Annotated in this window: 10 protein-coding genes; 3 read left to right on the top strand and 7 right to left on the bottom strand. The window is 45.8% G+C overall.

Annotation, left to right across the window (positions count from 1 at the left end; all coding sequences use genetic code 11):
• Positions 1 to 10: 10 nt before the first annotated feature.
• Together AABI08_RS02800 and purB are read right to left on the bottom strand one after the other, a co-directional pair.
• Positions 11 to 3,265 (bottom strand): DUF1542 domain-containing protein, encoded by a 3,255-nt coding sequence (locus AABI08_RS02800; RefSeq protein ID WP_338343846.1) that lies wholly within the window; start codon positions 3,263 to 3,265, stop codon positions 11 to 13.
• Positions 3,266 to 3,695: 430 nt separating this feature from the next.
• Positions 3,696 to 4,994, bottom strand: coding sequence for an adenylosuccinate lyase (gene purB, locus AABI08_RS02795; protein ID WP_338343847.1), 1,299 nt, complete (start codon positions 4,992 to 4,994; stop codon positions 3,696 to 3,698).
• Between the two features lie 208 nt (positions 4,995 to 5,202).
• Between purB and AABI08_RS02790 the strand changes: the two genes are divergently transcribed.
• Entirely contained in the window at positions 5,203 to 6,492 is a 1,290-nt protein-coding gene (locus AABI08_RS02790; RefSeq protein WP_203618111.1) for an adenylosuccinate synthase, read from the top strand.
• 136 nt (positions 6,493 to 6,628) lie between these two features.
• Positions 6,629 to 7,585: a GMP reductase gene (locus AABI08_RS02785; RefSeq protein WP_338343848.1), complete on the top strand. Its 957-nt coding sequence runs from the start codon at positions 6,629 to 6,631 to the stop codon at positions 7,583 to 7,585.
• 126 nt (positions 7,586 to 7,711) lie between these two features.
• On the opposite strand, the gene AABI08_RS02780 is transcribed toward AABI08_RS02785, so the two are convergent.
• On the bottom strand, positions 7,712 to 8,560 hold the full coding sequence (locus tag AABI08_RS02780; protein WP_338343849.1) for an alpha/beta hydrolase: 849 nt from the start codon (positions 8,558 to 8,560) through the stop codon (positions 7,712 to 7,714).
• 164 nt (positions 8,561 to 8,724) lie between these two features.
• On the opposite strand from AABI08_RS02780, the gene AABI08_RS02775 reads away from it, so the two are divergent.
• Complete coding sequence (locus AABI08_RS02775; RefSeq protein ID WP_338344189.1) at positions 8,725 to 10,410, top strand: glycoside hydrolase family 13 protein; 1,686 nt, start codon at positions 8,725 to 8,727, stop codon at positions 10,408 to 10,410.
• A 153-nt stretch (positions 10,411 to 10,563) separates the two neighbouring features.
• On the opposite strand, the gene AABI08_RS02770 is transcribed toward AABI08_RS02775, so the two are convergent.
• From AABI08_RS02770 to thiE, 4 genes are all read right to left on the bottom strand, one after another.
• Positions 10,564 to 11,736, bottom strand: a complete 1,173-nt coding sequence (locus AABI08_RS02770) for an iron-containing alcohol dehydrogenase (protein ID WP_338343851.1) — start codon at positions 11,734 to 11,736, stop codon at positions 10,564 to 10,566.
• A gap of 242 nt (positions 11,737 to 11,978) precedes the next feature.
• Positions 11,979 to 12,371, bottom strand: a complete 393-nt coding sequence (locus AABI08_RS02765; RefSeq protein ID WP_338343852.1) for a tautomerase family protein — start codon at positions 12,369 to 12,371, stop codon at positions 11,979 to 11,981.
• A gap of 234 nt (positions 12,372 to 12,605) precedes the next feature.
• Positions 12,606 to 13,397: a hydroxyethylthiazole kinase gene (gene thiM / locus AABI08_RS02760; protein ID WP_338343853.1), complete on the bottom strand. Its 792-nt coding sequence runs from the start codon at positions 13,395 to 13,397 to the stop codon at positions 12,606 to 12,608.
• On the bottom strand, positions 13,394 to 14,041 hold the full coding sequence (gene thiE / locus AABI08_RS02755; protein WP_338343854.1) for a thiamine phosphate synthase: 648 nt from the start codon (positions 14,039 to 14,041) through the stop codon (positions 13,394 to 13,396). Before thiE ends, thiM begins: the two co-directional genes overlap by 4 nt.
• Positions 14,042 to 14,048: the final 7 nt, after the last annotated feature.

Below are 14,048 nucleotides of genomic sequence, written 5' to 3'. Positions count from 1 at the left end.
CGATAGCAGCTTATGCCTGCGTAGCTAATGCTTGTCGAGCCGCTGTCTTCTCACCAGACAAGTTTGAAATGGCAGTGATCCCAGCATCCTTGGCTTTAGCAACACCATCCGCATTGGTTGCGTTTGAAATGTCGCTCTTCGCATTCGACACAGCTTGGTCGATTGCGGCCTTTTGAGCGGCCTTTTGCTCTGGCGTCAAGTTACCATCTTTGTCGATGGCATTTTCCTGGGCAACCTTAGCAGCATCCAAAGCATCCTTGGCATTTTGTCCTGCAGTATCCAATGCCTTCTGAGCGTCAGCTTTTTGACCATCCAACGACTGAATCCCAGTAAAGTCAGTTGCCTTAGCAATAGCACCAGAGAAATCAGTCGAGTTTTGGGCAGCCGTTACATCTGCAGCAGTCGTTGCGGCATCAACTGCACTGGTTGCCGTGTTATAAGCATCTTGTACTTGCTTAATTCGACTTGCCTTGTCGGCAGCCGTCAACGCATTGTTGCCATTAATCGTATCAATAGCAGCTTGTGCTTGCTTAGCTAATGCTTGGCGAGCTGCCGTCTTCTCACCAGATAAGTTTGAAATAGCTATTACCGCAGTATCCTTTGCCTTCGTCACATCATCCGCATTCGTTGCGTTTGAAATATCACTCTTCGCATTCGTCACTGCTTGGTCAATTGCGGCCTTTTGGGCCGTCTTTTGCTCAGGTGTCAAGTTACCATCTTGGTCGATTGCATTTTCCTGAGCAGTCTTGGCAGCGTCCAAGGCATTCTTGGCATTTTGTCCTGCAGTATCAAGGGCAGCCTTAGCAGCATCCTTTTGGCCATCCAATGAGGTTACGTTTGAGAAGTCTGTTGCAGCCTTAATGGCCTGATCGAAGGTTGAACCACTTGCAGGCACTCCTGAAATCACATCAGCATCAGTTGCTGAATCAATCGTATTCCCTGCAGCCGTCTTAGCTTCCTCAATTTGATCAATGCGATCCTTCTTTTGATCAGCAGTCAAAGCATTATTGTTGTTGACTGTCGCTTCCGCATTTTGCACTGCTTTGTTAACGGCTGTACGTGCTGCTAACTTTTGAGCGTTCAAGTTGCTAACAACGTTTTGTCCATTTACCAAAGCATTATTGACAGCATCAGCATCAGTGGCGTTATTAATCTGGTTAATAGCGCTTTGCGCCGCCTTTTGGATGGCGTCCTTTTGAGCCTGCTTTTGAGCATCCGTCAAATAGTTGTTATTATTGATGTCATTATTTGCTTGAGCAACTTGGGCATCCAAGTTTGACTTAGCCGTATCAGCAGTGTTTTGCAGCTGCTGTTCAGCCTCCTTTTGACGGTCAGGCAAGGGTTTTCCAGCAACGTACTGTCCCGCAATCGTTCCCTGTGCTCGTGCAACAGTGTCAGCAACCACTTGAGCCGAGCCGTTGGCAATCGCTGTCTTAGCATCTGAAGCTGCCTGATCAACATTAGCCTTCTGTGTCTTTTTTTCATCAGAGGTCAAATTATTGTCAGCATCAATTTTGGCCTTCGTATCCGTTACATATTGGTCAATTTGCTTGTTAGCACTGTCACGCTGATTAGCGATTGGTGTTACCCCACTGTCTGAAGTAGCCGTCGCAATCGCGTTATCCAAATCAGCACTACCAGCTAAGTTGTTAACAGTCGTAGCATCGGTTGCTTGATCAATTTTGTCAGTGATACCCTTCAAAGCAGTATTAACCTGGTTAATTCGGTCTTGCTTTTGAGCATCTGTCAAATTTTGATCATTGTTAATAGTCGAAATGGCACTGTTAGCCTTATTTGTCAACGTGGTATAGGCTGCTGGCTTTGCCGTGTCCAAATCAGTTAAGTTCTTAATGCCAGCAGTTTGTGCCGTGCTGATATCATCAGCATTTATTTTAGTTCCAATATTATTCTTAGCAGTGGTTGCAGCAATACCCAATGCCGTTTTTTGAGCCGTCTTTTGATTGTCTGTTAAGTTGGTATTATCATCTACTAATGCTTTTGACTTTACTAATTGTGCATCAATAGCATCTTGCGCATTCTTAATTTGTGTTGCTAAATCAGTACCTGGCTGGTAGGCCGTTGCAATGGCGTTATCTTGCGATGTATCTGCAATTGCAGTGGCCACATCATCAGAATCTGTTGCTTTATCTAAGTTACCTTTAATAACCGCAACAGCATCGTTAACCTGTTTTGATTGAGCATCCTTTTGAGCTTTAGTCAACGTCGAGTCATTGGCAATTTCGTTTAAAATCTTATCGACATTGTGAGCGTCCTTGTATTGTTGTAAGGCGGTTGCCCGTTGCTGATCAATCGGAACAGCGTTTGCGGCACTTTTAGCTTGAACGTCCTTATCGATGGCTTGCAACTTATTAACGAAATCATCGTCAGTCGTGACTGCGTTAACCTTAGCCTGTTCAGCTGTTTTTTGCTTATCCGACAATTTTGAATTATTGATAGCATCTGTTGAGTTTTGCTTCATTTGAGCAATCAAAGTATTGTTAAATGCGGCGCCGAAGTCATCATAACCAAGTGTTCGAACAACTGAGAAGATAGCGTGATAACCAGTCGTACCTGTATCTGATGAATACATCGCCGTAATTTGATCAGTTGGCAAAACCTTAACAGGATCAATAGCAACCGTGATTGTTGACGTACCACCGACTGTTCCACCAGCGTTAAAATCATTATGATAAACGCCGTTGATAGGACTTAAATCCGATTGGTTACCGTTAGCTGCTGACAAGTGAGGGTTACTAGTCTTTGCTGACAGAGAATCAGAAAATCCCATATCAAAGTATGATGTTCGTCCTGCACCACCAGTCGTCAATTGTGGTACTCTTAATTCCGCCTTCAAAATATACTTATTTGAGGCTTTATCATAAGTCAAACCGTCGAACACAAACTTGGTGTTATTTCTCATGTTTACGATTTCACCAGAAGCATAACCCCACTTTGCCTGAGTCGATTCAGGAACTGATGAATTCTGTGGTAATTCACTATAACGCTTGTAGTATTCTGTGTTTTGACCCATCCAGTAGTTCGTGGTTGAGTCAGCGGCATGCGCCGTAATATTTTGTCCAAAGTCAATTGGCGCATGGCCAGTGACGACCTGGGCCGCACCAACCAAAGCAAAGGTCGCCATTCCGGCAACTAGCCATTGCTTTCCAGATTTGTACATCTTGAAATGCGTTCTTTCTTGAAATTTATTTACTCTAGTTTCCACGTTTGATACCCCCAGGAAATGTTTAATATTATTTACAAACATTATTATAATAAAAAATGCAAAACATTGCAATACTGTTACATTGTTTTTTTTAGAATGATTTTTATTAATTTTCTCATTCTCATTATATGTTTATAATTTAGATTATTATGAGAAAAAGCCCATTAAATAAGCATTTTATACAAAAAAACCGCTAACTTTAGGATGTAAAAAGTTTGTTATTCTAGACATCAGGAAATGATATATCTAATATTTGTCTTGAGCTCTTCTAAACAGCAACCTACTCTGTAATATTAAGGTCACACTTATTTTCGTAACAATGTAATACTTTTTAGAATAAATAATCACGCAACATTTCGTTTTTAAAACTGATTTTCATGGGGCTTCCATTGGTAAACAAAAAAGGAAGTAAAACTCGCAGCTAAGAATCCTGCGGAATTTTACTTCCTATCGATTGATTAAGATTAATTTTTTAGTCAGTCAAACCAAGGCGCTTGAAGATTGTATCAACTTGGCTTAAGTGATAGTGGTAATCGAAGGCATCGTCGATTTCTGCCTGTGACAAGTGGGCAGTAATCGTCTTGTCCCCTCCAACCAATTCCTTGAATGAACGGCCTTCATCCCAAGACTTGGCTGTCAAAGGTTGAACCAAGTCATAGGCCGTTTCACGAGCCATTCCCGTTTCAATCAACTTCAACAACACACGTTGGCTGTAAATCAGACCGTGCGTCAAGTTCATGTTTGACTTCATGCGTTCTGGGAAGACCGTCAACGTGTCGATGATCTTCATGAAACGGTTCAACATGTAATCCAACAATGACGTACTGTCTGGCAAAATCATGCGTTCAGCTGATGAATGTGAGATGTCACGTTCATGCCACAAAGGAATGTTTTCGTAGGCAGTCACCATTTGGCCACGAACCACGCGGGCCAAACCACAGATGTTTTCTGAACCGATTGGGTTACGCTTGTGTGGCATTGCTGAAGAACCCTTTTGGCCCTTAGCAAACTTTTCTTCAACTTCGTGAATTTCAGAACGTTGCAATGAACGGATTTCCACAGCGAAACCTTCCATACTTGAAGCAATCAAGGCCAAAGTCGCCATATAGTCGGCATGCAAGTCACGTGGCAAAACTTGTGATGAAATTTCCTGAGCGTGCAAACCTAAGCGTTCGCAAACATACTGTTCAATTTCAGGTGGAATGTTGGCAAACGTACCCACGGCACCAGAAATCTTACCAGCTTCAACACCACGAGCAGCCTTCTTAAAGCGTTCCAAATTGCGTTCCATTTCAGAATAGAAACGAGCAATCTTCAAACCAAAGGTCGTTGGTTCAGCTTGAACACCGTGTGTCCGGCCGATCATGACCGTATCCTTGTACTCAATGGCCTTCTTCTTCAAAACGGCAATGAAGTTTTCCAAGTCTTCTTCCAAGATGGCATTAGCTTGCTTCAAACGAACACCGTAGGCAGTATCGACAACATCCGTACTCGTGATGCCGAAGTGAACCCACTTCTTTTCTTCACCCAATGATTCCGAAACTGTCCGAGTAAAAGCAACGATGTCGTGGTGTGTGACCGCTTCAATTTCTTCGATGCGTGCAACATCAAAGGTGGCATTCTGACGAATCTTTTCAACATCCTCAGCTGGGATTTCACCCAACTTTGACCAAGCTTCATCAATGGCAATTTCAACATCCAACCAAGTTTGGTACTGGTTTTGCAGTGACCAAATATCACGCATGGCTGGTCGACTATAACGGTCTAACATTATGACTCTCCTTTTTTATCAAACGTGCAAGAGTATTATAGCAAGAATTCGGGTATAAATACGAACTATTTATTAAATAAATCAGTTTTATGCAGAATCCGAACATTAAAACCGAACCAATCCCTGATTTTCCCTTGATTTTCTGAACGTTTCCCCGTATACTAACCTTTGGTCAAAAATGACCAATAAATGATAAAAGAGGTAAACCATGTCTTCAATCGTGATTGCCGGCGCCCAATGGGGTGACGAAGGAAAAGGTAAAATTACAGACTTTCTGAGTCAGAAGGCCGACTTCGTTGTCCGCTACGCGGGGGGCGACAACGCTGGCCATACATTGGTCATTGATGGTAAGAAACTCCACGTGCAGTTGATTCCTTCTGGAATCTTCTTGCCACAGGTCACCAACGTGATTGGTACCGGTGTTGTGGTCAACCCAGAAACACTATTTAATGAAATTAACTATTTAAAGGAAAACGGTGTCACCGTTCATAACTTGAAGGTCTCTTCAAGAGCCCAAGTGATTATGCCTTATCATCCCCTTTTTGATGAATTGCAAGAAGGTTTAAAGGAAGAAAAAATTGGAACGACCCACAAGGGAATCGGACCTGCCTACCAAGACAAGTTGGATCGAATTGGTATCCGGATTGCTGATTTGCTTGAACCAAAGGTTTTGGAAAAGCGCTTAAAGCAAGCACTGAAAGTGAAGAACTTGTTCTTGACCAAGGTGTATGACCGCGAACCCCTTGATTTTGATGAAATCTTCAACCAATACAAGGAATACGGCGAAAAGTTGCGTCCCTTTGTGGCCGACACTTCCTATTTAATTAACGAAGCTTTGGACAACGACAAACGCGTTTTGTTCGAAGGGGCCCAGGGAATCATGTTGGACATCGACCATGGGACTTATCCATTCGTCACATCATCTAACCCAATTGCCGGTGGCGCTGCCGTCGGTGCTGGAATTGGTCCAAACCGGATTGACCAAGTTGTCGGTGTGGCCAAGGTCTATTGCTCTCGTGTTGGTGAAGGTCCTTTCCCAACCGAATTGTTCGATGAAGTCGGCAATACCATCCGCGACGTCGCCCACGAATACGGCGTTGTCACAGGTCGTCCCCGCCGAATCGGTTGGTTGGACACGGTGGCCTTGCGCCATGCCAAGCGCGTTTCTGGCTTGACACAACTTTCCTTGAACTGTTTGGATGTCTTGTCTGGCTTTGAAACTGTTAAGGTTGCCACGCACTACAAGTTGGATGGCCAGGTCATCGACCACTACCCTGCTTCCGAAGCTGATTTGGAACGCTGCGAACCAGTTTATGAAGAATTGCCTGGTTGGTCTGAAGACATTACCAAGGCCAAGTCACTTGAAGACTTGCCTGAAAATGCCCGCAACTATTTGAAGCGCGTTTGCGAAATCGTTGATTTGCCTTTGGCTACCTTTGCCGTTGGTCCAGACCGCGATGCCACAAACGTCTTAACTGATTTGTGGGAAAACAACTAAAGAATTACTTGGCGACAGTGTCCTGCCGGCCTGACCGGTATGGTCGGACTGCAAGCACTGCCGCCCTTTTCTTTGCTGATATTGCTTTAATCTAGTCTTGTTAGACTAAAGCACCAGCAGAAACGGAGATTATGTGATGAAAACCTTTGATTATGATGCTATTCGCCTTTTACCTAAAAAATCAGTCTTGAAGTCTCGCCGCGAAGCCGACACTTCTGTGACTCTTGGAAAGAACACCTTTAAGTTGCCCGTTATGCCAGCCAACATGGCCACGGTTATCGATGAGAACTTGGCCGAATGGTTAGCTTCCAATGGCTACTTCTACGTGATGCACCGCTTCCAACCCGAAACACGCTTTGACTTCGTTCAAAACATCCAATCTAAGGGTTTGATTGCATCCATTAGTCTGGGGATTACGGATGGCGAATACGCCTTGATTGACCAATTCAAGGAAGCGCAAATCACGCCGGACTACATCACCATCGATGTCGCCCATGGTCATTCCGACTATGTTATCAAGATGGTGACTTATATTAAGGAAAACTTGCCAGATGCCTTCCTGCTTGTTGGTAACTTGGGAACGCCAGAAGCCATCGTTGAAATCGAAGCTGCCGGTGCCGATGCAACCAAGGTCGGAATCGGACCTGGTAAGGCCTGCATCACCAAGGACAAGACTGGCTTTGGAACCAATGGTTGGCAGTTAGCCGCCATCGCCCAATGCGCTCAGGTGGCCAATAAGCCAATCATCGCCGACGGTGGTATCCGCCACAACGGTGACATCGCCAAGTCAATTCGCTTTGGCGCAACAATGGTCATGGTCGGTTCGATGTTTGCCGGTCACGACGAGACGCCTGGTGACTTGATTGAACAGGACGGCAAGACTTACAAGGCCTACTTTGGTTCTGCTTCAGCTTACCAAAAGGGTCACTCCCACAACGTGGAAGGTCGCAAATTGTTGGTGCCTTACAAGGGCCCTATCCAAAACACTTTGACCGAAATGGAAGAAGACATCCAGTCAGCCATCTCTTATGCCGGTGGCCGTGACTTGAACAGTCTCAAGACGGTTGACTACGTTGTCTTAACTGACTATTAATCTTTGCCTCACTCGCTCTCGCCCTTGCCTCGCTGATGCCGACGCTGAATGCATTGGCGACCAAGTGATGACATCAAAAAAATGATTGCAGCCCCTATGGCTACAATCATTTTTATTTTGTCTATATTAATTTTGCAAGAATTTTAGGATATCTTGATCAACGGTCTGATTTTCATGAAGCTTTGAGTGTTGACCACCCGCCCCTTCAATCAGCGTTTCCTGATAACTACTTGGCTGGCGCACAAAATACTTCAAGGCCTTGGACGAATTGTTATAAACGGTCGTATCGGAGGCGGAACCACCGGTCGAATTACCGTAGATATTCAAGACCTTCGTCGAGTGGTTTTGATAGTAAGCCGTCAGACCCGCTAAGCGGTTAAAGATTTCGGTCTTCGTTTGCGGCTCACCTTCGGCACTTAACGGTGAATTTGACTGCGGATTAGCTAAAATCAGCCCGTTGTACGTCCCGGCAATCGAGATCTGGCGGACCACCTTCGGCAGGTCGTGACCATTATCGGCTGCATTCATCAGGTAAAAGGCGATGGCCATATTCCCCATCGAATGACCAATCAAGTTCACTGAGCGGATACCCTGCTGGCTCAGCTTGGTCATAATGGTCGTAACCCACTTAGCAGTCTGGTTAAAGTCCTGGTTTTTATTGTTATCAAACTGGACCAAGATAATCGGATTTTTGTCACCAGGGGCAATTGTCTTATCCATGGTGACTGTGCCGTCTTTAGCAACCGTGACGTTAATCCGTCGGTTGGAATAATCATGGTCCACCAGGTACTGGCTCATCGACTTCTCGGCATTGCGGCTGGAGCCGTAGCCGTGAAAGAAGACCGTGGCCTCCTTTGGCCGCTGGCCATTTTGCTCAGACAAAGTTGGACTCATTTTGGCACCAACCAGATAAAAGACAACCCCAATTGCCATTAGCGCAACCAGAATTCCCCAAAACAACTTCTTTTTAAGCACAGAAACTCCTTCCAAGATTCCTCATTTGATGTCTAAAATTATACCGCTCTTACCGTTGAAAAGTAAGCTTTTTAAATTAGAGCCCCTTTATTTCACAGCTGATTTTCTTTATAATGACGTGGTAGATTCAATTTTCAACCGAAAAACAAATTGGAGGTTTTTAAATGACAACAAGCGCGATTAAATGGTGGCAAAAGGCCGTTGTTTATCAGATTTACCCTCGTTCCTTCCAGGATTCGAACGGCGATGGCATTGGTGATTTGAAGGGTATTCAGAAGCGTCTCAGCTACGTTTCTAAATTAGGAGCGGACGTAATCTGGCTCAACCCAATCTACCAATCACCCAACAAGGATAACGGCTATGATATTTCGGATTATCAAGCCATCAACCCAGAATTTGGGACGATGCAGGACTTCGATGATTTATTGGCCGCTGCACACGCCCGCGATATCAAAATCGTGATGGACTTGGTGGTCAACCATTCATCCGACCAGCACAAATGGTTTATCGAAAGCCGGTCAAGCAAGGATAATGACAAGCGCGACTTTTACATTTGGCGTGACCCCGTTGATGGTCATGAACCAAACAACTGGTCCTCTTTCTTCTCGGGTTCTGCCTGGAAATTTGACGAGAAAAGTGGTCAATATTACCTCCACCTCTTTGTTGAGGGCCAACCTGATTTAAACTGGAAAAACGACGAACTCCGTGACCAAGTTTATCAAATGATGAACTGGTGGGTCGACAAGGGAATCGATGGCTTCCGCATGGACGTGATTTCGATGATTTCAAAGCCAGATGGATTGCCGGATGCACCCTTGCCCGCCGGTAATACCTATGCTAATCCGGTTTCATTGACCGCCAACGGCCCTCACGTGCACGAATACTTGCGGGAAATGCGACAAAAGGTGTTGAACAATGCTGATTTGATGACCGTTGGTGAAACTTCTGGCGTCGACATTGAGCATGCTCGCAAGTATGCTGGCATCGATGGTAGCGAGCTGAACATGGTCTTCCAATTTGAGCATATGGGTTTGGATGACAACCCTAACCCAGCACTGGGCAAGTGGGATAACCAACCAGTTTCATTGCTCAAACTCAAGGACAATTTGAGCAAGTGGCAAACAGAACTCGAAGGCAATAGTTGGAACTCCCTTTACTGGGATAACCATGATCAGCCTCGTATCGTCAGCCGCTTTGGGAACGATTCTGCCGAATACCGAGAGGTTTCAGCCAAGATGCTGGCCACCCTCTTGCACTTCATGCAGGGGACACCTTACATCTACCAGGGCGAGGAATTGGGGATGACCAATGCCTACAACTTGGGCTGGGACGACTTCGATGATATCGAAATCATCAACGGTCGGAAGTTCATTGTTGACAAGGAAAAATTAGTGGATAATGATACCATGCTCGATTACGTCCACTATAAGGGTCGTGATAACGCCCGGACACCAATGCAGTGGTCAACCGGGAAAAACGCTGGTTTCACCGATGGCACTCCTTGGCTGAAGTTGAATGACAACTTCGAAACCATCAATGCGACTGCTGCCTTGGCGGATGAACATTCCGTCTTTTACCACTACCAAAAGCTGATTAAGCTCCGTCACGAGCTCGATTTGATGACCACGGGTCACTACGAATTGATTGACCCGGCTGATGACCAGGTCTATACGTACAAGCGAATTGGGGATGACCAAGAACTCTTGATTATTAACAACTTCACCGACCAAGACCTGGAACGCGATTATCCCGTTCCCGCCGATGCCCAGTTGCTCATCAGCAATTACCAAGATGACTTGGGTCTGAAATTGCGGCCATACGAAGCTAAGGCTTATTTGTATCAGCGCTAAGGACTGATTTGATTTAAATCAAAGGGTCATCGCAACTAAATGAAACGAAAAAAGAGTCAAAGATTCGACAAATTGTCGATCTTTGGCTCTTTTACTTTGGCCATGATTCGGTGGTTGATCGAGGAAAACTCGACCTCCAGCAAATCAGTCTACTTATTTCATTGACGCTTCCAATAAGTTGCGAACATCTACCGTTGTCATCTTCACAAAGGCGTTTTGGTCCAAGTGGTTAACCTGAACCGCACTCTTAGCCATGGCCTCAAAGTCCTGGTCCGTCTCGATTCCAACTCCAGGCAATGTCGTTGGCACGTCAAGACTTGCTATCCATTCTCGGGTCTTTGCGATTGTCTGGGTGGCAACGGCATCGTCATCCCCCGTCAAATCCCAGACATTCCGTCCCAAGGAAACGAAATAAGGCTTTGTTTCGTCTGAATAGATAAAGTCTAACCAGTGTGGTGTCAAAATGCCCAGGCCAACACCGTGAGTGATGTCATAATAGGCTGACAATTCGTGTTCAATTGGGTGCACCGACCATGAATTGACATTCCCAGTCCGTGGCAAGCCGTTCAAGGCCATCGTTGAGGCCCACATCAAATTAGCGCGAGCATCGTAGTTATCAGGTTCACGCAAGGCAACCGGCGCCCACTTAACCACAGTGCGCATAATTCCTTCGATCAAGCCATTGCGAACGTCGTTTTCATAACCCTTTTGGTCAAAGTATTGTTCCGTCAAGTGACTGAAAATATCAATTGATCCGGCAGCCGTTTGCCACTTTGAAACCGAGAAAGTCAAACTGGGGTCCAAGAAGGAAACGGCCGGTGTATTGGGACCACCGGTTCCCAACTTTTGCTTCGTTTCCGGATTAGAAATCACGGAACCAGTGTTCATCTCCGTTCCAGTTGCCGCCAACGTTAAAATATCGACAACGGGCAACTGGCCGATGGCAAAGCGCTTCTTGGAATCCAAAACCAAGTCCCAAGGGTCGCCTTCATAGAATTTGGCAGAAGCGATTACCTTCGAAGCATCGATCACGGATCCGCCACCAACAGCTAAGATGACATCGATATCGTTATCCTTGACTAATTTTTGCCCTTCTCGTACTGAGGCAATCTTTGGATTAGGCTCAATCCCAGACAATTCTGTCACATCCAAACCTGCAAGCGCCTTAATCACGCGTTCATACAGACCTGATTTTTTAATTGAACCACCACCGTAGGTTACGAGCACCTTTTGACCAAATTGGGCAATGGCAGCCTGCAATTCAGTGTCCAAGCGATCTTTCCCGAAACGAATATCGGTTGTGTTCTTAAATGTAAAATTTTCCATTTTTGACAGAACTCCTTTTTAAACATACAAGCAGACCATTTGTAATTTTCAATGGCCTGTTCGTTCCACTTAAACCTCTTGAAAGGTTTGTCCATCTATTTTAGAAGAACAATCTCCATCTGTCAATTTTCAATAGACCATTTGGATTTATCACGGTGGCTACGGGAAATTGACCGGCCGTTAACAATGACTGATTTTAACAAAAAAGCTCGCTAACACTAAGTGCTAGCGAGCTAATTTTATTAAAGGTCACCGTTCAAGAAATGATTCTTTCCCTCACCAAATGACCAGTCTTCAGCATGGTTGCTGACAAAGGAGATAATGACATCTTCCTGGCGAACACCGGCCTTGTCGGCCAAGACCGCCACCAATGACTTCGTGAATTCCTTCTTGGCCTTCACTGGACGTGGCGTTGACAATACTGTAAAGAACAAAACCTTTTCTGAACGGTCATAGCCAAGACCAACATCTTGAAAATTAATTTCATAATCTTCGTGTTGTGTCACGATTTGGAAACGGTCACGATCAGGTAGTGATAACGTTTCCTTGGCAACGTCGAAAGACAGTTGCATGATATTCTTAATTTCTGCGGGTTCGTACTGACCCTTAATCAAGTCAATTTTCATTAATGGCATGCGCATTTCTCCTCATGTGGCTTTGCTAATAGACTAATCCTAGCATAAAAGCCTGATAGGCACAATCACGAGTGTAATAAACACTGACACAGCGTGCTACGACGCTGACGGGCAGTTTTGTGACTGGACCACCTAGTCCGGCAACCAACTGACACAGCATGCTAACGCGCTAAGATGGATTACACATTAGCTCATTTCTACTGGAGGAGCGACCAGCAGCCAAAGCCACAATCATCACTTGACTTGGTGCAGGCTGATTTGTTCTTGGAGCTTTTCATCCGTTAAGTTGCCCAACTGGTCGAGCATCTTGTTCAAGAAATCAGCAGGGCCGGCAACCCCCTCTGCCACCGCCAACTCACCGGCAACGGGCAGTGCAGCGGCCGCATAGGCCAAATCAGCCAAATCCATGCTTTGACTAGCAAAGGCGCCCAACAAGCCGTCCAACGCATCCCCCATGCCAACATTGGTTGCCAATTGGCTAGCCGAATTATCAATCTGGTAGACCGTCTGACCGTCTGACACTAGGTCATGAACACCAGTTGCGACTACAACGGCACCAAGCTTTTGAGCAGCCTTCTGGACAATTTCAACTGGATCAGCCGTACCGCTACCGGCATCGATGCCATGGCTTTCCCATTCGACTTCAGCCAGAGTCGCTACCTCACCGAGGTTTCCACGCACGATGCTCACCTTAACGGATTCCAAGAGTTCCTTGGCCCGCTTTGACCGCAATGGCGTTGCCCCAACAGCAACGGGATCGAAGACAACGGGAAGGCCCAATTCGTTGGCTGTCTTCCCACTATTAATCATCACCTTTTGTGAATTTTCAGAAGTTGAACCCAAATTCAAGGTCACGGCGTTGGCAATTTTCGTCAAATCAGCGGCATCCAGCGGATCTTCGAGCATGATTGGTGAAGCACCAATATAGGCGATGGCATTGGCCACCAATTGGGGGGTAACGCTATTGGCCACGTTCAAGACGATGGGTTGGTTCTTGCGAACGGCAGTTAAGATTGTTTGACTCATTTTGTCACTCCTCGTAATTTCTGAACACTTCGTTGAATATCATCGCTAGCGGTAATAGCCGAAATCACGGCAACACCCGCAATCGGCAGCTCCGCCAATTCCTGGCAGTTCTCTTCATGGATACCACCAATGGCCACAACCGATAGCGGGCTCTTGGATGCAACCGCCAAAACGCCTTCTGGCCCAATAGCCTCTTTGACCTTTTCCTTACTGGTCGTTGCAAAAGCCGGCCCAACGCCCAAGTAGTCAACGACTGCCAAATCAGCTTCACTGGCAGCTAGCTCTTTTAGATCATGGACGGATAAACCAAGTAGTAAATCAGGTGCCACCTCATGGATGGCTCGCACCGGTGTGTCACCCTGACCAACATGCAGGCCATCCGCCTGAATGGCCAGTGCCAAAGGCAGGTCATCATCGACATACAAAGGCACATTGGCTTCTTTGGTAATGCTTCTGATTTTCTGGCCCAGCGCCACCTTTTCCGCCTGGTTCAACTTTGAGTGGTCCTTTTCGCGGTACTGGACAGCCGTTACGCCGGCGTCACAGGCCTCTTGAACGACGCGAATCACTTCGTTTGGATCGTCGTTGACGTTTTGGCTACCCACAACGAGATAAACCGTTAATGATGCAGGATCAAAATTCATTATCTTT

The organism is Fructobacillus evanidus, assembly GCF_963580165.1.
GTDB lineage: Bacteria > Bacillota > Bacilli > Lactobacillales > Lactobacillaceae > Fructobacillus > Fructobacillus evanidus.
Note: the sequence above shows the minus strand (reverse complement) of the source record. Positions and strands in the feature narration are given on the sequence as shown.

Excerpts from the sequence above, each read along its gene's own strand:
- AABI08_RS02800 (WP_338343846.1), bottom strand. The coding sequence starts at position 3,265 with ATGTTTGTAAATAATATTAAACATTTCCTGGGGGTATCAAACGTGGAA.
- purB (WP_338343847.1), bottom strand. The coding sequence starts at position 4,994 with ATGTTAGACCGTTATAGTCGACCAGCCATGCGTGATATTTGGTCACTG.
- AABI08_RS02790 (WP_203618111.1), top strand. The coding sequence starts at position 5,203 with ATGTCTTCAATCGTGATTGCCGGCGCCCAATGGGGTGACGAAGGAAAA.
- AABI08_RS02785 (WP_338343848.1), top strand. The coding sequence starts at position 6,629 with ATGAAAACCTTTGATTATGATGCTATTCGCCTTTTACCTAAAAAATCA.
- AABI08_RS02775 (WP_338344189.1), top strand. The coding sequence starts at position 8,725 with ATGACAACAAGCGCGATTAAATGGTGGCAAAAGGCCGTTGTTTATCAG.
- AABI08_RS02770 (WP_338343851.1), bottom strand. The coding sequence starts at position 11,736 with ATGGAAAATTTTACATTTAAGAACACAACCGATATTCGTTTCGGGAAA.
- AABI08_RS02765 (WP_338343852.1), bottom strand. The coding sequence starts at position 12,371 with ATGCCATTAATGAAAATTGACTTGATTAAGGGTCAGTACGAACCCGCA.
- thiM (WP_338343853.1), bottom strand. The coding sequence starts at position 13,397 with ATGAGTCAAACAATCTTAACTGCCGTTCGCAAGAACCAACCCATCGTC.
- thiE (WP_338343854.1), bottom strand. The coding sequence starts at position 14,041 with ATGAATTTTGATCCTGCATCATTAACGGTTTATCTCGTTGTGGGTAGC.